Source organism: Kitasatospora sp. NPDC056184 (assembly GCF_042268405.1).
Lineage (GTDB): Bacteria > Actinomycetota > Actinomycetes > Streptomycetales > Streptomycetaceae > Kitasatospora.
Map to the genome: position 1 here is coordinate 105,952 of NZ_JBHJUI010000001.1, position 20,768 is coordinate 126,719.

Annotated in this window: 3 protein-coding genes; all 3 read right to left on the minus strand. The window is 77.2% G+C overall.

The genetic code is table 11. The annotated features are described in order from the left end of the window. Positions 1 to 80: 80 nt before the first annotated feature. The 3 genes from ACFC0B_RS00435 to ACFC0B_RS00445 are packed head-to-tail and all read right to left on the minus strand — an operon-like array spanning position 81 to position 20,703. On the minus strand, positions 81 to 10,712 hold the full coding sequence (locus ACFC0B_RS00435) for an SDR family NAD(P)-dependent oxidoreductase (protein ID WP_376080079.1): 10,632 nt from the start codon (positions 10,710 to 10,712) through the stop codon (positions 81 to 83). Continuing rightward, positions 10,712 to 15,310 carry an SDR family NAD(P)-dependent oxidoreductase gene (locus ACFC0B_RS00440; protein WP_376080082.1) on the minus strand — a complete coding sequence of 1,533 codons (4,599 nt, stop codon included), beginning with the start codon at positions 15,308 to 15,310 and terminating at the stop codon, positions 10,712 to 10,714. The genes ACFC0B_RS00435 and ACFC0B_RS00440 overlap by 1 nt, the downstream gene beginning before the upstream one ends. Continuing rightward, positions 15,307 to 20,703, minus strand: a complete 5,397-nt coding sequence (locus ACFC0B_RS00445; protein WP_376082301.1) for an SDR family NAD(P)-dependent oxidoreductase — start codon at positions 20,701 to 20,703, stop codon at positions 15,307 to 15,309. The genes ACFC0B_RS00440 and ACFC0B_RS00445 overlap by 4 nt, the downstream gene beginning before the upstream one ends. Positions 20,704 to 20,768 lie beyond the last annotated feature (65 nt).

A 20,768-nucleotide genomic window follows, 5' to 3' on the forward strand; every position in this document is an offset into this window, starting at 1 on the left:
GAGCGCCTCCCGGCGACCTGACCCGCGCGGGCCGGCCCGGTGTCCGGGGGACACCGGGCCGGCCCGTACCGCACCCGCCGTCAGTCCAGGTCGGTGGCACCGCCCATGACCAGGTTGATCAGCGCCTCGCTGTCCATCTCGTCGATCGAGGCGGACGAACCGGCCGTCGACGGCTCGCCGTCGGCGGAGGCCGCCTCCCCGGTCCGCGGGGCCCGGACGCCGGCCAGCTCCAGGAGGCTGTCCAGCAGGCCCGCGTCGCGGAGCCGGAACAGCGGGATGGAGCCGAGGATCTCCGCGACCTTCTCGTCGGTGAGCGCCTCCTCGCCGCTCTCCTCCTCCTGCGGCACCAGTTCCGTGGCCAGGTGGTCGGCCAGGACCTGGGCGTTCGGGTAGTCGAAGATCAGACTGGTCGGCAGCTTCAGACCGGTGACGATCGTCAGCTTGTTGCGCAGACCCATCGCCGACAGGGAGTCGAAGCCGAGCTCGCTGAAGGCCCGGTCGGCCGGGACCTCCTGCGGGTCGGCGTAGCCGAGGATCGTCGCCGCCTGGGTGCGGACCAGCTCCAGCAGGGCGGGCCCGCGCTTGGGCGCCGGCATCGCGGCGAGGCGCTCGCGCAGCGAGCCCGCCCCGGCCTCCGGCTCCGCCTCGCCCGCGACCCGCTTCGCGGTGCCGCCGCGGACCAGGCCGCGCAGCAGCACGGGCAGTTCGTCGCCCGCGCGGTCGAGGACGGCGCGGTCCAGGTTGACCGGCAGCAGGACCGGGTCGGCCAGCTCGCCGGCCAGGTCGAACAGGGCCAGCCCCTGGTCCACCGTCAGCGCGCCCACCCCGGACTCGGCGATCCGGCGCAGGTCCGACTCGCTCAGCCCGGAGGCCATGCCCGCGCCGTCGGTCTGCTCCCACACGCCCCAGGCCAGCGACGTGCCCGGCAGGCCGGCCGCGCGCCGGTCCGCCGCCAGCGCGTCGAGGAACGCGTTGGCCGCCGCGTAGCTGCCCTGGCCCGGTGCGCCGAGCACGCCGGAGGCCGAGGAGAACAGCACGAAGGAGGTCAGGTCCAGGTCCGCGGTGAGCGCGTGCAGGTTCGCCGCGGCCCGCACCTTCGGACGCAGCACCGTGTCCACCCGCTCCGGGGTGAGCGAGGCGATCACGGCGTCGTCGATCACGCCGGCCGCGTGCACCACGCCGCGCAGCGGCCGGTCGGCCGGGATCCCCGCGAGCAGGCCGGCCAGCGCGTCGCGGTCGGCGACGTCGCAGGCGACCAGTGAGGCCGTGGCGCCCAGGCCCGCGAGCTGCGCCCGGAGCTCGTCCGCGCCGGGTGCGTCGGCACCGCGCCGGCCGACCAGGAGCAGGTGGCGCACGCCGTGCCGGGCGGCGAGGTGTCCGGCCACCGCGCGGCCGAGGGCGCCGGTGCCGCCGGTGATCAGCACGGTGCCGTCGGGGTCCCAGACCGGTCCGTCGGCCGGGCCCGCCTCGGCGGGGGAGACGGCCTCGATCCGCGGGGCCAGCAGGGCGCCGGCCCGGACGGCGGTCTGCGGTTCCGCGCCCGCCGCCGCGGCGGCGAGCCGGTCGGCCGCGGTCGGCACCGCGTCCAGGTCGACCAGGACGATCCGGTCCGGGTGCTCCGCCTGCGCGGAGCGCACCAGGCCCGCCACCGCCGCGCCGGCCAGGTCCCGGGGCGCCCCGTCCCCGCAGTCCTGCGCGTCGCGGGTGACGACGAGGAGCCGGGAGGAGGCGAAGCGCTCGTCGGCCAGCCACCGCTGGAGGAAGCCCAGCATGCGGTGCACGGCGGTCCGGACGGCCTCCGCCGGCTCGGCCGCGGCCCCGGTGGCCGCCTCCTCGCCCACGGGGACGACCAGGGTGCCGAGGCCGACCGCCGCCTCCAGGTCGGGCCGGACGTCGATCCCGAGAGCGGCGGCCAGACCCCAGGGGTCGGCGCCGACCACGGCCCAGCCGGCGGTGCCGCCGGCCGCCGCCGCGTCCGCCGGCTGCCAGGCGAGGCGGTACATCGCGTCGGCGCCGACGGCCGCCGCGGGCGGCCGGGTCAGCGCGGCCGCGGGCCGCAGCACCAGCGAGCCGATCGAGGCGACCGGCTGCCCGGTCGCGTCCGCCACGTCCAGGGCGGCGGTGCCGGTGCCGGTCGGCCGGACGTGGACCCGCAGGCCGGACGCGCCGACGGCGTGCAGCTCCACCTGCTCCCAGGAGAACGGCAGCACGGGCTCGCCGCTCCCGGCCCGGCTCAGGCCGATCGCGTGCAGCGCCGCGTCGAGCACCGCCGGGTGCAGGCCGAACCCGTCCGGGTCGACCGGCGCCGACGGGTCGAACCCGACCTCGGCGAAGACCTCGCCGCCGCGCTTCCAAGCGGCGCGCAGGCCGCGGAAGGCCGGACCGTAGGCGAGTCCCGCCTCGGCCAGCTGCTCGTACCGCCCGTCCAGGGACACCGGCTCGGCCCCGCTCGGCGGCCACGCCGCCAGGTCGAAGGACGGCTTCGCGCCGCCGCGGGCCAGCAGCCCGGTCGCGTGCCGGATCCAGGGCCGGCCGGCCGGGCCGCCCTCCGCCCGCGAGTGGACGGTGACGGTGCGGCCGCCGTCGCGGCCCGGTGCGCCCACGGCGCACTGGATCCGGACGCCGTCCGCCCCCGGCATGATCAGCGGGGCTTCCAGGACCAGCTCGTCGAGCCGGTCCAGGCCGACCTGCTCGCCCGCGTGCAGGGCCAGCTCGACGAAGCCGGTGCCGGGGAAGACCACGGCCCCGGACACCTCGTGGTCGGCCAGCCAGGCGTGCGTGCCCAGCGACAGCCGCCCGGTGAGCAGCAGGCCGCCGTCGCCGGCCAGTTCGGTCGCCGCGCCGACCAGCGGGTGCGTGCCGCCCTGCTCGCCGCCGACGCCGCCGCCGGCGCCCTGGTACCAGTAGCGCTTGCGCTGGAAGGGGTAGGTCGGCAGCTCGACGATGCCGGGCGTGAGCCCGACGCCCCGGTACACCGCGGCCCAGTCCGGGGACAGGCCGTGGACGTGCAGCGCCGCGAGGCCGGACCACAGCGCCCGCAGGTCGTCCTGGTCCTTGCGCAGCAGCGGGGTGAGGACCGCGCCCTCGACGCCCTCGTCGCCGAGGGTCTCGCCGGCGAGCGCGGTCAGCGTGGCGTCCGGGCCGAGCTCGACGAACCGGGTCACGCCCTGCTCCCGCAGGGTGCTGACGCCGTCCGCGAAGCGGACCGCCTCCCGGACGTGGCGCACCCAGTACTCCGGGTCCACCAGCTCGTCCTCACCGGCGAGCCGGCCGGTGAGGTTGGACACCACCGGGATCCGCGGCGGCGCGTAGGAGATGCTCCGCGCGACCTCGCGGAACTCCTCCAGCATCGGCTCCATCAGGGCCGAGTGGAAGGCGTGCGAGACGGCCAGCAGCTTGGAGCGGCCGAAGCCCGCGCCCACCGCGAACACCGCGTCCTCGGCACCCGAGACGACGATCGAGGCCGGGCCGTTGACCGCCGCGACGTCCACGCCCGGGACGAGCGCGGCCCGCACCTCGGCCTCGGTCGCGGCGATCGCCATCATCGCCCCGCCGGCCGGCAGCGCCTGCATCAGCCGGCCGCGCGCGGCCACCAGCCGGGCCGCGTCGTCCAGCGACCACACCCCGGCGACGTGCGCCGCCGCGAGCTCGCCGACCGAGTGCCCGGCGAGGAAGTCGGGGCGCAGGCCGAGGGACTCGGCCAGGCGGTACAGCGCGACCTCGACGGCGAACAGCGCCGCCTGCGCGTACTCGGTCCGGTTCAGCGTCCCCTGGTCGCCCGCGAGGACCTCGCCCAGCGGGCGGTCCAGGTGCGGGTCCAGCGCGGCGCAGACCTCGTCGAACGCGGCGGCGAACACCGGGGAGGCCGCGTACAGGCCCGACCCCATGCCGATCCGCTGGGAGCCCTGCCCGGAGAAGAGCACCGCGCTCCGGCCGGCCGCCGAGGCCGAACCGGTGACCAGGCCCGGGGTCTCCTCGCCGTCGGCCAGGGCCATCAGGCCGCGCAGGAAGTCGCCCCGCTTGGTCCCGACCAGCACCGCCCGGTGCGCGAACGCGGACCGGGTGCACGCCAGCGAGTGGCCGACCGACGCGAGGTCCTGGTCCGTGCTCTCGTCGAGGAAGGACAGCAGCCGCTCGGCCTGGCCGCGCAGCGCCGCCGGGGTCCGCGCGGAGACCGGCCAGGCGACGACCGCGGGAGCCGCCTGCTCGGGCTCCGGCACGGGTGCGACGGCGGGCGGTTCCTCGATGATCACATGGGCGTTGGTGCCGCTGATGCCGAAGGAGGAGACACCGGCCCGGCGGACCCGGCCGTTGCGGGGCCAGGTGACCGGCTCGGCCAGCAGGCTGACGTGGCCGGCCGACCAGTCGACCTCGGGCGAGGGCTCCGACACGTGCAGCGTGCGCGGCAGCTCCTCGTGGCCCAGCGCGAGCACCATCTTGATCACCGCGGCGGCGCCCGCCGCGGCCTGGGCGTGGCCGATGTTCGACTTCACCGAACCGACCCGCAGCGGCCGGTCGGCGGGCAGCTCCGCGCCGTAGGTGGCCAGCAGGGCCTGGGCCTCGATCGGGTCGCCGAGCCGGGTGCCGGTGCCGTGCGCCTCGACGGCGTCCACGTCGGCCGCGGTCAGGCCCGCGTTGGCCAGCGCCTGGCGGATCACCCGCTGCTGGGCGGGGCCGTTCGGCGCGGTCAGACCGTTGGACATGCCGTCCTGGTTCACCGCCGAGCCGCGGACCAGGGCGAGCACCGGGTGACCGTTGCGCCGGGCGTCGGAGAGCCGCTCCAGGACGAGCATGCCCACGCCCTCGGCCCAGGCGGTGCCGTCGGCGTCCGCCGAGAAGGCCTTGCACCGGCCGTCCGCGGCCAGACCGCCCTGCCGGCTGAACTCGACGAAGGTCTCCGGCGTCGCCATCACGGTGACGCCGCCGGCCAGGGCCAGCGAGCACTCGCCGCTGCGCAGCGCCTGGCCGGCCCAGTGCAGCGCGACCAGCGAGGAGGAGCACGCCGTGTCGACGCTGACCGCCGGGCCCTCCAGGCCGAGCGTGTAGGCGACCCGGCCGGTCACGATCGAGCCGGTGCTGTTGCTGCCGACGTAGTCGTGGAACTGGACGCCCGCGTACACGCCGGTCGCGCTGCCCTTGAGCTGCGACGGGTCGATGCCGGCCCGCTCCAGCGCCTCCCAGGACGCCTCCAGCAGCAGGCGCTGCTGCGGGTCGACCAGGGCCGCCTCCTTGGGCGGGACGCCGAAGAACGCCGGGTCGAAGTCGCCCGCGTCGTAGAGGAATCCGCCCTCGGTGACCGAGGTGGTGCCGGGACGCAGACCCTCCGGGTCGTGCAGCGCGCCCAGGTCCCAGCCGCGGTCGGCGGGGAAGGGGCCGATGGCGTCGGTGCCCTCGGACACCAGCCGCCACAGGTCCGCCGGGGAGCCGACCCCGCCGGGCAGGCGGCAGGCCATGCCGACGATCGCGATCGGCTCGTCGTGGTGGTTCTGCTGGGCCGCCACCGCCGCGACCGTCCCGGACGTCTCGCTCAGCAGGTGCTCGGCGAGGGCGGCCGGGGTCGGGTAGTCGAAGACCAGCGTCGCCGGCAGCCGCAGCCCGGTGGCCGCGTTGAGGTTGTTGCGCAGCTCCACCGCGGTCAGCGAGTCGAAGCCGAGCTGCTGGAACTGGCCGGCGGGTTCGACGTCCGCCGCCGAGCCGTAGCCGAGCACCGCCGCCGCCTGCGCGCGGACCAGGTCCAGGGCGGCCGCCGCCCGGTCGGCCTCGGGCAGCGCGGCCAGGGTCCGGCCGAACGGGGTGTCACCCTCGCCGGTCCCGGCCGCGGTCCGCAGCCGACCGGGGCCGGCCAGGTCCAGCAGCGGCCGGGGCAGCGCGGCGGCGCGGTCGCGGAGCACCGCGGCGTTCGGCTTGACCGGGACCAGCGCGGCCAGTCCGGTGCCGAGCGCCGCGTCGAACAGGGCCAGGCCCTCCCCGGTGGACAGCGCGGCCAGCGCCGCGGTGCCGACCGTCCGGCCGGTACCGGCCATGCCGCCGGGCTGCTCCCACTGGCCCCAGGCCAGCGAGAGCGCCGGCAGGCCGAGGGCGCGGCGGTGGGCGGCGAAGGAGTCCAGGAAGCTGTTGGCGGCGGCGTAGTTCGCCTGGCCGGGCGCGCCGAGCACACCGGAGACCGAGGAGAACAGCACGAACGCGGCCAGGTCCGCCCCCTCGGTCAGGGCGTGCAGGTTGATCGTGCCGTCCACCTTGGGACGCAGCACCGCCGAGGTCCGCTCCGGCGTCAGGGCCGTGACGACACCGTCGTCGAGCACGCCGGCGGCGTGCACCACCGCGGTCAGCGGGTGCGCGGCGGGCACGGTCGCCAGGGCGGCGGCGAGGTCCTCGCGGTCGGCGACGTCACAGGCCACCGCGTCGACCTCGGCGCCCGCGGCGGTCAGCTCGGCGCTCAGGCCGGCCAGCGCCTCCGGGCCGCCGCGGCTCAGCAGCAGCAGCCGGCGCACGCCGTGCTCGGCCACCAGGTGGCGGGCCAGCACGGCGCCGAGCGCACCGGAGGCGCCGGTCACCAGGACGGTGCCCTCCGGGTCGAAGGGCGGGACCGCCGGGTCAGTCGGCCGGGGCAGCCGGGCCAGCCGGGCCACCCGGGCCGCACCGGCGCGCAGCGCCACCTGCGGCTCGCCCGAGGCCAGCACCGCGGGCAGCAGGGCGTCGAGGTCCGAGTCCGCGTCCACGTCGAGCAGGACGAACCGGCCGGGGTGCTCGGCCTGGGCCGACCTGACCAGTCCCCAGACCGCGGCACCGGCCGGGTCGGTGACGTCCTCGCCGTCGACGGACAGCGCGCCGCGGGTGAGCACCACCAGGACCGGGGCGTCGGCGGAGTCGTCGGACAGCCGCTCCTGCACGGCGCGCAGCGCCTCCGCGGTGGCGGCGTGCACGGCCTCGGCGTCAGCGCCGGCGGTGGTGGAGAAGAGCGCGTGCCGGTCCGCCGGGCCCGGCCGGTCCGCCGAGGCGGGCAGCGGCCGCCACTCCAGGCGGTACAGCGGCGCGGCAACGGTGGCCGAGGGCAGCACCAGCGGGCGGAAGGCGACCGAGTCGATCGAGGCCACCAGGCCGCCGGCCGGGTCGGTCACCTCGACGGCGAACGCGTCGGCGCCGGCCGGGGTGAAGCGGACCCGCAGCACCGTGGCGCCGGTGGCGGCCAGTTGGACGCCGGACCAGGAGAACGGCATCCGCCCCTGGTCCGAGCCGTCGCCGCCGTCCGCGCCGTCCGCGGCGTCGCCGACCGCGCGCAGCGCGTGGGTGGCCGCGTCCAGGGCCGCGGGGTGCAGGCCGAACGCACCGGCCCGCTGCGCCTCGCTCTCGGGCAGCCGGACCTCGGCGAAGATCTCCTCGCCCTGCCGCCACACCGCGCTCAGCGCGCGGAACGCGGGCCCGTAGTCGATCCCGGACCCGGCGAAGGCCTCGTAGAGCCCGTCCAGCGCGACCGGCTGCGCCGCGCTCGGCGGCCAGGCGGTTGCCGTGGCCTGCGGGGCGCCGACCGCCGGGGCGAGCAGGCCGGTGGCGTGCAGGGTCCAGTCCGGACCCGGGCCGGAGCCGTCGGACTCCTCGGGCTGCGCGTACACGGTCAGCGCCCGGCGCCCGGTGGCGTCCGGGGCGTCGACCGCGACCTGCAGCTGGACGCCCGTCCCGGCGGGCACCACCAGCGGGCTGCTGAGGGTGAGCTCCTCGACCCGGCCGCAGCCGACCAGGTCGCCGGCCCGCACGGCCAGTTCGACGAACGCGGTGCCGGGGACGGTCGCGACGCCGCCGAGCACGTGGTCGGCGAGCCAGGGCTGGGCCTCGACCGACAGCCGGCCGGTCATCACCGCGCCGTCGGTGTCGGCCAGCACGACGGCGGCGCCCAGCAGCGGGTGCTCCCCGCCGCCGTAGCCGGCCGCGGCCAGGCCCGCCGCCGCCACCGTGGCCGAGCCGCCCGCGCCGCCGCGGGCGTCCAGCCAGTAGCGCCGGCGCTGGAAGGCGTAGGTCGGCAGCTCGGTGCGCCGGGCACCGCTGCCCGCGAACAGCGCCGCCCAGTCCACCTCGGCGCCGCTGACGTGGAGTCGGGCGACGGCCGCCAGCAGGGTGGCCGGCTCGTCGCGGTCCTTGCGCAGCACGGGCACCAGCGCGGCCGGGCCGGCCGCGTCGGCCAGGGTCTCCTGGGCGGGCGCGATCAGCACGCTGTCCGGCCCGATCTCGGCGAACCGGGTCGCGCCCTCGGCCTCCAGCCGCCGCACCCCGTCGTGGAAGCGCACGGTGTCGCGCACCTGCCGCACCCAGTAGTCCGGGTCGGCGAGCTCCTCGGCCCCGGCCACCCGGCCGGTGAGCCCGGAGACCAGGGTGAGGGCCGGCGCGTGGTACGTCAGCCCGGCGGCGACCTCGCGGAACTCGGCGAGCATCGGGTCCATCCGGGCGGAGTGGAACGCGTGCGAGACCTTGAGGCGGACGGTCTTGCGGCCCTGCTCGCCGAAGTGCGCGGCGATCTTCAGGGTCGGCTCCTCGTCACCGGAGAGCACCACCGAGCGCGGGCCGTTGACGGCGGCCAGGCTCACGCCGTCGGTCAGCAGCTCGCCGACCTCCTCCTCGGTGGCCTGGACGGCGACCATCGCGCCGCCGCCCGGGAGGTCCTGCATCAGCCGGCCGCGGGCGGCGACCAGGGTGCAGGCGTCGGCGAGCGACAGCACCCCGGCCACGTGCGCGGCGGCGAGTTCGCCGACGGAGTGGCCCAGCAGCAGGTCCGGGGTCAGGCCCCAGGACTCGACCAGGCGGTAGAGGGCGACCTCGACGGCGAACAGCGCGGGCTGGGTGTACCGGGTCTGGTTCAGCAGCCGGGGCTTGCCGAACACCACCGTGCGCAGCGGCTGGTCGAGTTCGAAGCCGGCGCACACCTCGTCGAAGGCCGCCGCGAACACCGGGAAGGTCTCGTACAGGCCCTTGCCCATGCCCACGTGCTGGGCGCCCTGGCCGGAGAACAGGAAGGCGGTCAGCCCCGGGTCGGCCGCGCCGTGCACCACGGCGCTGCCGTCGGCCAGGGCGGCCAGCGCGGCGCGGGCCTCGGCCCGGCCCTCGGGCCCGCGGCCGGCGAGCACCACGGCCCGGCGGTCCAGCGGGGCCCGGCCGGTCGCCAGGGAGAAGCCGAGGTCGACCGGGTCGGCCCCGGGGTGCGCGTCCAGGTGGGCCAGCAGCCGTCCGGCCTGGGCCCGCAGCGCGTCCTCGCCGTGTCCGCCGAGCGGCCACGGGACGGGCGCCGCGCCCGGCCAGCCGGCCTGCTCCGCCGTGCCCCCGGCGGCGGCCGGGGCGGGCTCGGGCAGCTCCAGGACGATGTGCGCGTTGGTCCCGCTCACGCCGAAGGAGGAGACCGCGGACCGGCGCGGCGCACCGGTCTGCGGCCACGCCCGCCGGGCGGACAGCAGCCGCACGTTCCCGGCGGACCAGTCGACGCGCTCGGACGGCTTCGCGGCGTGCAGGGTCTGCGGCAGCACGCCGTGGCGCATCGCCTCGACCATCTTGATCACGCCGCCGACGCCGGCCGCGGCCTGGGCGTGCCCGATGTTGGACTTGATCGAGCCGAGCCACAGCGGGCGCCCGTCGGTGCGCTCCCTGCCGTAGGTGGCGAGCAGCGCCTGGATCTCGATCGGGTCGCCGAGCACGGTGCCGGTGCCGTGGCCCTCGACCGCGTCGACCTCGGCGGCCGCCAGGCCCGCGTCGGCCAGCGCCTGGCGGATCACGCGCTGCTGGGACGGGCCGTTGGGGGCGGTGAGGCCGTTGGACGCGCCGTCGGAGTTGACCGCGCTGCCGCGGATCACGGCGAGCACCTGGTGGCCGTTGCGCCGGGCGTCGCTGAGCCGCTCCAGCAGCAGGGTGCCGGCGCCCTCGGCCCAGCCGGTGCCGTCGGCGCCCTCGGCGAAGGCCTTGCAGCGGCCGTCCGGGGCCAGCCCGCGCTGCTTGCTGAAGGCGATGAACGGGCCCGGGGCGGACATCACCATCACGCCGCCGGCCAGGGCCATCGTGCACTCGCGGCGGCGCAGCGCCTGGACGGCCAGGTGCAGGGCGACCAGCGAGGAGGAGCACGCGGTGTCCACGGTGAGCGCGGGGCCCTCAAGACCGAACGCGTAGGCCACCCGGCCGGAGATCACCGAGGCGGCGTTGCCGGTGCTCAGGTAGTCGTCGATGACCGCGGCCACCGCACCGGGCGCCAGGTCCTCGTAGTAGTCCTGGCTGCCGCTGCCGAGGAACACCCCGACCCGCTGCCCGGCCAGCCCGCTCGGGGCCAGGCCGGCCCGCTCGAAGGCCTCCCAGGCCAGTTCGAGCATCAGGCGCTGCTGCGGGTCCATGGTCAGCGCCTCGCGCGGGGAGATCCCGAACAGGCCGGCGTCGAACTCGGGCGCGCCGTGGAAGAAGCCGCCCTCGTTGACGTAGCTGGTGCCGGGGTGGTCCGGGTCGGCGTCGTACAGCGAGCCGTCCCAGCCGCGGTCGGCCGGGAACGGGCCGACCGCGTCGGTCCCGGTCGACACCAGCTGCCACAGGTCCTCGGGGGAGCGCACGTCCCCGGGGTACCGGCAGCTCATCGCGACGATCGCGACCGGCTCCCGGTCCGCCGCCTCGACCTCGCGCAGCCGGCTGCGGGTCTCGTGCAACTCGGCGGTCGCCCGCTTGAGGTAGTCGAGCAGCTTTGCTTCCTCAGCCATCAGAAACCCTCGCCGTTTCCGCTCGATCCGAGCTCTTTGTCCAGCAGGTTGAACAGGTCTTCCGCGCTTGCGGATTCGAGCACGAGGGCCAGCTCGGGGCCGGCGCCTCCGGCGTCCTGGGAGCCGCCGGGCGAACCGCCCGGCAGGCCGCCCGCGCCGCCCAGTCGGGCGGCCAGTGCCTGGAGCCGGGCGCCGAGCCCGGCCCGCGCGGCCTCCTCCGGGGCGAGCCCGGCGACCAGGGCCTCCAGCCGGTCGAGTTCGGCGGACACCGCCGCCGCACCCCCGGGGGCCAGGTCGGCCAGCTCCGCCTCGATGAACTCGGCCAGCGCCCTGGGGTTGGCGTGGTCGAACACGATGGTGGCCGGCAGCCGCACGCCCGCCGCGGCGCTGAGCCGGTTGCGGAACTCGACCGCGGACACCGAGTCGAAGCCGAGGTCCTTGAAGGTGCGGCCGGGTTCGACCGCGCCGGCCCCCTCGTGGCCGAGCACCGCGGCCGCCTGCTCGCGGACCACGCCCAGCACGATCCGGGAGCGCTCCGGCCCGGCCCGGCCGGTCAGCCGGTCGGCCAGGACCGGGCCGTCCGCGGACGGCCCGTCGGCCGGGTCCCCGCCCGCCAGGGCGCGGACGGCGTCCGGCAGTTCGCGCAGCAGCGGCCGGGGCCGGGCCGCGGCGTAGACCGGGGCGAACCTGGTCCAGTCGATGTCGGCGACCACCAGGTGGCTCTCGTCCTGGCCCAGGGCCCGCCACAGCTCGTCGAGCGCCGCCCCGGGCTCCAGCGAGGCCAGGCCGATGTGCCGCAGGTGGTCGTCCGCCTCGGCGTCGACCATGCCGCCGCCGGCCCAGGTGCCCCACGCGATCGAGGTGGCCGTCACCCCGCGGGCCCGGCGCCGCTGGGCCAGGCCGTCGAGGTAGGCGTTCCCGGCCGCGTACGGGGCGCGGCCCGCGGTGCCCCAGACGGCCGCGCCGGAGCCGAACAGCACGAAGGCCTCCAGCGGGCGGTCGCCGAGCACCCGGTCCAGGTGGTGGGCACCGGCGATCTTGGCCCGGGTGGCCCGGGCGAACTCCCGCGGCGTCAGGTCGGTGGGCGCGGTCTCCGCGGGCAGCTGCCCGGCGGCGTGCACCACGGCGGTCAGCTCCGGGAGGCCGGCGACCAGCTCGGCCACCGCCCCGCCGTCGGTGACGTCGCAGGCCGCCACGGTCACGGTGGCGCCCAGCGCGGTCAGTTCGGCCGCCAGCTCGGCCGCGCCGGGGGCGTCCGGGCCGCGCCGGCCGGCCAGCACGAGGTGGCCGGCACCGGAGCGGGCCAGCCGGCGGGCGACGGCCGCGCCGATGGCACCGGTGCCGCCGGTGACCAGCACCGTGCCGCTCGGCCGCCAGTCGTCGGCCGTCCCCGGCCCGTTCGCGTCCAGCGGGGCGGGGACCAGGCGCCGGGCGTAGGCCCGGGCGCCGCGGACGGCGACCTGGTCCTCCTCGGCCCGGCCGGTGAGGACCGCGCAGAGCAGGCCGGCCGCCTCCGGTCCGGGGTCCGCCGGAAGGTCGATCAGACCGCCCCAGACGGCCGGCAGGTCGAGGGCGAGCACGGTGCCCGCGCCCCACAGCGCGGCGGCCGAGGGGTCGACGTCCTCGCCGTCCCCGACGGCCGCGCCGGACCGGGTCACGCACCAGAACGGCGCGGTGATCCCGGCGTCGAGGACGGCCTGCAGCAGCGGGATCGTCGCGGTGACGCCCGGCGCGGGGACCTCCGGCGCCTCCTCCGGTCCGGCCAGGGCCGTCAGCGAGAGCACGCCCGCGGGCCGCTCCTCGCCGAGGAGTCCGGTGATCCGCGCGGCCAGCTCGGCCCGGTCGGCCCCGGCGGCGTCCACCGTCAGCCGGACGACCTCGGCGCCGTGCGCGGTGAGCGCCTCGACGACCTGCTCCGCCGCCGGCGCGCGGTCGTCGGCCGCGACCAGCCAGACGCCGGACAGCGCGGGCTCGGGCAGTTCGGCGACCGGGGCCCACCGCACCCGGTACCGCAGCGAGCCCGCCGCGGCCTCCGGGGCCGCCGGCGCGCCGAACGGCTCCGGCGTCGTCCAGTAGGACGTGTGCTGGAACGGGTAGGTGGGCAGGTCGACGGTGCGGCCGTGCGGGAAGAACGCGGCCCAGTCCGCGGTGAAGCCGCTGACGTGCAGCTCGGCCGCCGTGAGCGCGAACCGCTCCAGCGCGGCGACCGGGTCGCCGTCCGGGCCGGGCGCCCCGACGACCACGGCCTCGTGGTCGAGGGCCGCGAGCGTCTCCCGCACCAGGGCGGTGAGCTCCGGGTCAGGACCGACGGCGAGGAAGGCGCGGTGGCCGCGCTCGGCGAGCTCCTTGAGCACCGGTGCCGGGTCCGCCGCGTCGCCGAGCGCGGCGAGCCACGCCCCGGTCCCGGTGGTGTCCAGGTCCAGCCGGCCGCCGAGCGCGGTGGAGTACACCGCGGGGCGGCGCGTGGCCGGGTCGGTGTCCTCGGCCGGCGCGGGGCGGTCGGGCAGGCCCGGTCCGTCGGCGCGGCCCAGCGAGGCCGCGGCCCGTGCGCCCTCGGCCAGCGACAGCAGTCCGGCGACCGTCGCCGCGGCGACCTCGCCCGGGCCGTGCCCGACGACCGCGTCCGGCTCGACGCCGTGGGCCCGCCAGAGCGCGGCCAGCGCGACCTGCACCGTCCAGCGGACCGGGTGCGCGACCTCCGGCAGGTCGGCCGAGGGCGCGCCCTCGGTGCCGCGCAGCACGTCGGAGACCGACCAGCCGAGCAGCGGCGCGAGCTCCCGGTCGCAGGCGGCCACCCGGTCGGCGAAGACCGCGGAGCCGTCCAGCAGGCCGGCCGCGGCGCCGGGCCCGGCGAGCCCGGCGAGCCCGGGGGAGACCTGACCGGAGAACACGAACGCCGTCCGGCCGGTGAGTCCGGCGCTCCCGGTGACGGTCCCGGCCCGCGGGCGGCCGTCGGCCAGCGCGTCGAGCGCCTCCAGCAGCTGCGACCGGTCCCGGCCGACGAGTACGGCCCGGTGCTCGAACGCGGACCGGCCGGTGGCCAGCGAGCGGCCGAGGTCGGCGAGCGCGAGCCCGGGACGGGCCCGCAGGTGGCCGGCCAGCCGGCCGGCGGCCGCCGCCAGCGCCGCGGGCGTCTTGGCGCCCAGTGCGAACGGGACGACCCGGGGGTCGGCGGCGGGCTCCTCGTCGGTCCCGGGCTCCGGCTCGACGGCCTGCTCCAGGACGACGTGCGCGTTGGTCCCGCTGATCCCGAAGGAGGAGACCGCGGCCCGGCGCGGCCGGCCGAGCTCGGGCCAGTCCTCGTTCTCGGCGAGCAGCCGCACCGCGCCGGCCGACCAGTCCACGTGCGGGGTCGGCTCGGCCAGGTGCAGGGTCCGGGGGAGGACGCCGTGCTCCATCGCCAGCACCATCTTGATGATCCCGGCGACGCCGGCCGCGGCCTGCGGGTGCCCGAGGTTGGACTTGACCGAGCCGAGGCGCAGCGGCTCGGTGCGCCGCCCGTAGACCTCGATCAGGGACTGCGCCTCGATCGGGTCGCCCAGCGTGGTGCCGGTGCCGTGGGCGTCGACCGCGTCCACCTCGGCGGGGGTCAGGCCCGCCGCGGCCAGCGCCGCGCGCAGCACCCGGACCTGCGCGGGACCGTTGGGCGCGGTGATGCCGTTGCTGGCCCCGTCCTGGTTCATCGCCGAGCCGCGGATCACCGCGTGCACCCGGTGGCCGTGGCGGCGCGCGTCGGAGAGCCGTTCGAGCACCAGCACGCCGGCGCCCTCGGACCAGGAGGTGCCGTCGGCGTCCGCGGAGAAGGCCTTGCTGCGCCCGTCGGGCGCCAGGCCGCGCTGGCGGCTGAAGTCGACGAACATCTCCGGGGTGCCCATCACGGTGATCCCGCCGGCCAGGGCGAGGTCCACCTCGTCGCGGCGCAGCGCCTGGCAGGCCAGGTGGGTCGCGACCAGCGAGGAGGAGCACGCGGTGTCCAGCGAGATGGCCGGGCCCTGGAGGCCGAGGCTGTACGCCACCTGGCCGGAGACCAGGCTGCCGCCGGGGCTGCCCTGGATGTAGTCGTGGTACATCAGGCCCGCGTAGACGCCGGTGTTGCTGCCGTGCAGCGTCGTCGGGTCCAGGCCGGCCCGCTCGATCGCCTCCCAGCAGACCTCCAGCAGGATCCGCTGCTGCGGGTCGGCGCGCCGGGCCTCGTTGGGGCTGATGCCGAAGAACTCGGCGTCGAAGCCGCCGGCCCCGGGCAGGAAGCCGCCCTGCCGCACATAGGTCTTGCCCGGCTTCCCGGGCTCGGGGTCGTAGATCGACTCGGTGTCCCAGCCCCGGTCGGCGGGGAACTCGCCGATCGCGTCCCGGCCCTGGGCGACCAGCTCCCAGAGTGCCTCCGGCCCGTCGACGCCGCCCGGGTAGCGGCAGCCCATGCCGACGATCGCGATCGGCTCGACCGCGGCCTCCTCGACCTCGCGCAGCCGCTGCTTGGTCTGCTGCAGATCGGCGGTCGCGCGCCTGAGGTAGTCGCGCAGCTTGTCCGTCGTGCCCGTGTCCTGATTCACCGTGCTCCGGTCTTCCATCCCCCGCCCCTTCGCACCCGGCCCGCTCACTGGATCCCCAACTCCTGGTCGAGCACGTCGAAGAGCTCGTCGTCACTGGCCTGCGCCAGGTTCCGTGCCGGCGCCCCGCCTTCGGGGCCGCCGGTGCTTGTTCCGTGCCCCTGCCAGCGGCGCAGCAGGGTTTCGAGCCGGGCGGCGACCGCCGTCCGGTCCGGTCCGGCCGGGTCGGCCGCGGCCAGCAGCTCCTCCAGCCGGTCGAGTTCGGCGTGCACGTGCGCGGCCGGGTCGGCCGGCGCCGGGTCGATCAGGTCCCGCAGGTGGCGGGCCAGAGCGGCGGGCGTCGGATGGTCGAAGACCAGGGTGGCCGGCAGGGCGCAGCCGGCGAGCGTGCCGAGCTGGTTGCGCAGTTCGACCGCGGTGAGCGAGTCGAAGCCGAGTTCGGACAGGGCCCGGTCGGGCCGGACCGCGGCGTCGGACGCGTGCCCGAGCACCGCGGCGACCCGGCCGGTGACCACGCCGAGCAGGTAGTCCTCGCGCTCCGCCTCGGGCAGCCCGGCCAGGGCGCGCGGCAGCAGGCCGTCCGCTCCCGGCTCGGCCGGGCGGTCGCGGCGTCCCGGGCCGGCGAGCGCGCGCAGCACGGCGGACGGCCGGTCGGTGCGGGCCCGCAGCGCCGCCGCGTCCAGGCGGAGCGGGGCGAGCACCGGGTCGGTCCCGCCGAGCGCGGCGTCGAAGAGCGCCAGGCCCTCGGCGGCGGTGATCGGGGGCAGGCCCAGCCGGCGCAGCCGGCGCAGGTCCGCCTCGTCCAGTTCGCCGGCCATGCCGCCGTCCGCCGCCCAGGCGCCCCACGCGAGGGAGAGCGCGGGCCGTCCGGCGGCGCGGCGGTGCGCGGCCAGGGCGTCCAGGAAGGCGTTGGCGGCGGCGTAGTTGGCCTGGCCCGCGCCGAGCACCAGGCCCGCGGCCGAGGAGAACAGCACGAAGGCCGCGAGGTCCAGGTGCGCGGTCAGCTCGTGCAGGTGCCAGGCGCCGTCGGCCTTGGGCCGCAGCACCGTGTCGAAGCGCTCGGGGGTCAGGGTCTCCAGCAGGCCGTTGTCGACCACACCCGCGGCGTGGACGACGGCGGTCAGCGGGTGTGCGGCCGGGACGCCCGCGAGGAGCACGGCGACGGCGGCCCGGTCGGCGATGTCGCAGGCGACGACGTCCACGGTCGCGCCCAGTCCGGTCAGCTCGGCGGCCAGCTCGGCGGCGCCGGGGCCGTCCGGGCCGCGGCGGCTGGTCAGCAGCAGCCGGCGGACCCCGTGTTCGGCCACCAGGTGGCGGCCGAGCAGCGCGCCCAGGCCGCCGGTGCCGCCGGTGATCAGGACGGTGCCGTCCGGGTCCCAGCCGGCCGGGCCGGTCTCCCGTTCGGGGGCGCGGCGCAGCCTGGGGACGACCAGGGCGCCGGCCCGGATCGCGAGTTCGGGCTCGCCGCTGCGCAGGGCCCGGTCCAGCAGCTCGGCGTCGACGGTGGTGTCGCCGTCGGTGCCGCCGCCGGTGCCGGCGTCCGTGTCGATCAGGACGAAGCGCCCCGGGTTCTCGGCCTCGGCGGCCCGGACCAGGCCCCAGACGGGAGCCGCACACGGGTCGCCGTGCTCCTCCGGGCCGACCGCGAGCGCGCCGGAGGTGACCACGGCCAGCCTGGCGGCGGGTGCGGACGCGTCGGCGAGGTGCGCCTGCACCGAGGCGAGCACGTCGTCCAGGACCGAGCGCACCAGGCCGGGCAGATCGGTCCCGGCCGAGGCGGACACGTGCAGGACCTCGGTCTCCGGGGCCGGTTCGGCGGACGGGGCCGGCGCGGCCTCCCACTGGAGCCGGTGCAGCAGGTCCCCGACCCCGTGCGCGGACGGCCCGACGGCGAGCGGACGGGCCACCAGCCCCTGGACCGTGGCCACCGGCAGACCGGATCCGTCCGCGACCGTCACGGTCACGGTGTCCGGACCGGCCGGGCTGATCCGCACCCGCACCGAGGCCGCGCCGGGCGTGCCGAGCGTGACGCCGGTCCACGCGAACGGCACCACCGGCGCCGCACCGCCCTCGTCGGACGGGTCGGCGGGCAGGTCGGCGAGCAGCTGGACGTGCAGGGCCGCGTCGAGCAGCGCCGGGTGCAGACCGTAGCGGGCGGCGTCGGCGCGGGCGGTCCCGGTCTCGGGGAGGGCGACCTCGGCGTACAGCTCCTCGCCGCGGCGCCAGGCGGCCCGCAGGCCGCGGAACGCCGGGCCGTAGCGGTAGCCCTCGTCGGCCAGCCGCTCGTACCCGTCGGCCGACTCGATCGGCACGGCACCGGCCGGTGGCCACTGCACCAGGTCGGCGCCGGGCTCGGCGGCCGCCTCCGGGGCCAGGATCCCGGTCGCGTGCCGGGTCCAGGCGCTGTCGCCCGCCCGGTCGTCACGGCGGGTACGGGAGTGGACGGTGAACCGGCGCAGGCCGTCCGCGTCCGGCTCCTGGACGTTCACCTGGACGGTGGCGCCGTGCTCGGGCACCGCGAGCGGCGCCTGGAGGGTCAGTTCGCGGACGGCCGGGCAGCCGGTCTCCAAGCCGGCCCGCAGGGCCAGTTCGACGAACCCGGTTCCGGGGAAGAGCACCGTGTCCAGGACCACGTGATCGGCGATCCAGGGCTGTGCGGCGGTGGACAGGCGGCCGGAGAGCACGATCCCCTCGGAGTCGGCGAGCACGGTGGCCGCGCCGAGCAGCGGGTGGTCGACGGCCTCCAGGCCGAGGGAGGACGGGTCGCCGTCCGAGGAGGAGGCCACCAGCCAGTAGTGCTGCTGCTGGAAGGGGTAGGTGGGCAGGTCGGTGGTGCCGGTGCCCGGGTGGAAGGTGGTCCAGTCGACGGTGGTGCCGTGGGTGTGGAGGGCGGCGAGGGCGGTGACGGCGGACTGTTCTTCGGGGCGGTTCTTGCGCAGGGTGGGGATGAGGGCCTGGTCGCCGTCGGTGGTGCTGTGTGCGGCCATGGCGGTGAGGACGGCGTCGGGGCCGAGTTCGAGGAGGCGGGTCGTTCCGGTGGTGGTGAGGGTGGTGACGGCGTCGGCGAAGCGGACGCTTTCGCGGACCTGGCGGACCCAGTACTCGGGGTCGCTCAACTCGCCTTGGGCGGCGGTCTTCCCGGTGAGGGTGGAGACCAGGGGGATCGTCGGCTCGTGGTAGGTGAGGGTGGCGGCGACGGTGCGGAACTCCTGGAGCATCGGCTCCATGAGGGCGGAGTGGAAGGCGTGCGAGACGGTGAGGGCCTTGGTGCGTTCGAAGCCTGCGGCGACCTTTGCCACCGCCTCCGTGTCGCCGGAGACGACGACGGCGCGGGGGCCGTTGACGGCGGCGATGTCGACGCCCGGCTGGAGTGCGGCGCGGACCTCGTCCTCGGTGGCGACGATGGCGGTCATGGCGCCGCCGGCGGGCAGGGCCTGCATCAGCCGGGCCCGGGCCGCGACCAGGGTGCAGGCGTCCTCCAGCGACCACACCCCGGCCGCGTGGGCCGCGGCGAGTTCGCCGATGGAGTGTCCGGCGACGTAGTCGGGGGTGACGCCCCAGGACGCGAACAGCCGCAGCAGGGCCGTCTCGACGGCGAACAGCGCGCACTGCGCGTAGCCCGTCCGGTCGAGCAGGCCCTCGTCGGACGGGGACCACATGACGTCCTTGAGCGGGCGCTCCAGCCCCTTGTCCAGGATGGCGCAGACCTCGTCCAGGGCGGCGGCGAACACCGGGAACGCCCGGGACAACTCGGCGCCCATGCCCACGCGTTGCGAGCCCTGGCCGGTGAACAGGAACGCCGTCCGCCCGGCCGTGTGCGTCCCGTGCACGACACCCGCCGCCTCGGAACCCTCCGCCAACGCCGCCAGACCCGCCAGGAGTTCCTCCCGGCCGGAACCGACCACTACCGCACGCTGCTCGAAGTGCGTGCGCGCCGTCGCCAACGACCGCCCGATCAGGGGTAGTTCAGCATCCGAAGCAGCCTCGACCCGCTCCAGCAGCAGCCCTGCCTGCGCCCGCAGTGCCGCAGGCGTGCGGGCCGACACCGGCCATGCCAGCACGCCAACCGGCTCCTGCGGCTCGTCGCCGGTGGCGGCGTACTCGCCGGGCTCCTCGACGATCACGTGTGCGTTGGTGCCGCTGAGCCCGAACGCGGACACCCCGGCCCGGCGCACCCGCTCTCCGGTCGGCCACGCCACCTCGTCGGTGAGCAGCCGTACCCCGCCGCTGGACCAGTCCACGTGCGAGGACGGCGCGTCCACGTGCAGGGTCCGGGGAAGGACGCCGTGCCGCATGGCCATCACCATCTTGATGATCCCGGCCACACCCGCCGCTGCCTGCGTGTGCCCGAAGTTCGACTTCACCGACCCGAGCCACAGCGGCCGGTCCTCGGCCCGCTCGCGCCCGTACGTCGCCAGCAGTGCCTGCGCCTCGATCGGGTCGCCCAGCGTCGTCCCGGTCCCGTGCGCCTCGACCGCGTCCACGTCGCCCGTGCCCAGGCCCGCGTCCGCCAGCGCCGCCCGGATCACCCGCTGCTGCGCAGGACCGTTCGGCGCGCTGAAACCGCTCGACGCACCGTCCTGGTTCACCGCGCTGCCGCGCACCAGGGCCAGGACGCGGTGCTCGTTGCGCACCGCGTCCGACAGCCGCTCCAGCACGAGCATCCCGGCGCCCTCGGCCCACGCCGTTCCGTCGGCCGCGTCGGCGAACGCCTTGCAGCGCCCGTCGGGCGCCAGGCCGCGCTGCTCGCTGAAGTCGATGAAGGTGCCCGGCGTCCCCATGACGGCGACGCCGCCGGCCAGGGCGAGCGTGCACTCGCCCCGGCGCAGCGCCTGCGCCGCGAGGTGCAGGCCGACCAGCGAGGACGAGCAGGCCGTGTCCACCGACACCGCCGGGCCCTCCAGGCCCAGGGTGTAGGAGACCCGCCCGGAGATCAGGCTGCCGATGCAGGTGCTGCCGGGGTAGTCGTGGTACATCACCCCGGCGTAGACCCCGGTCGCCGAGCCGCGCAGCGTGCCCGGCCGGATCCCGGCCCGCTCCAGCGCCTCCCACGACACCTCCAGCAGCAGCCGCTGCTGGGGGTCCGTGGTCAGTGCCTCGCGCGGCGAGATGCCGAAGAACTCCGCGTCGAACTCGCCCGCGCCGTCGAGGAATCCGCCCTGGTCGACGTAGCTCGTACCGGGCCGTTCCCCCGTCGGGTCGTAGCACCGCTCCGGGTCCCAGCCGCGGTCACCGGGGAAGGTGCCGACCGCGTCCACGCCCTCGGCGACCAGCCGCCACAGCCCCTCCGGCGAGGTGACCCCGCCGGGGTAGCGGCAGGCCATGCCGACGACGGCGATCGGTTCGGTGGCGCGCTGTTCGTTGTCGCGCAGCTGCCGGCGCGCCTCCCGCAGGTCGGTGGTGGCCCGCTTGAGGTAACTGAGCAGCTTCTCCTCGCTGGCCATGGGCGTACCGGCCACCAATCCCTGGGTGTTGTCCGTCACTTGATCCGTCTCCCGTTTCGAACGCT

Excerpts from the sequence above, each read along its gene's own strand:
- ACFC0B_RS00435 (WP_376080079.1), bottom strand. The coding sequence starts at position 10,712 with ATGGCTGAGGAAGCAAAGCTGCTCGACTACCTCAAGCGGGCGACCGCC.
- ACFC0B_RS00445 (WP_376082301.1), bottom strand. The coding sequence starts at position 20,703 with ATGGCCAGCGAGGAGAAGCTGCTCAGTTACCTCAAGCGGGCCACCACC.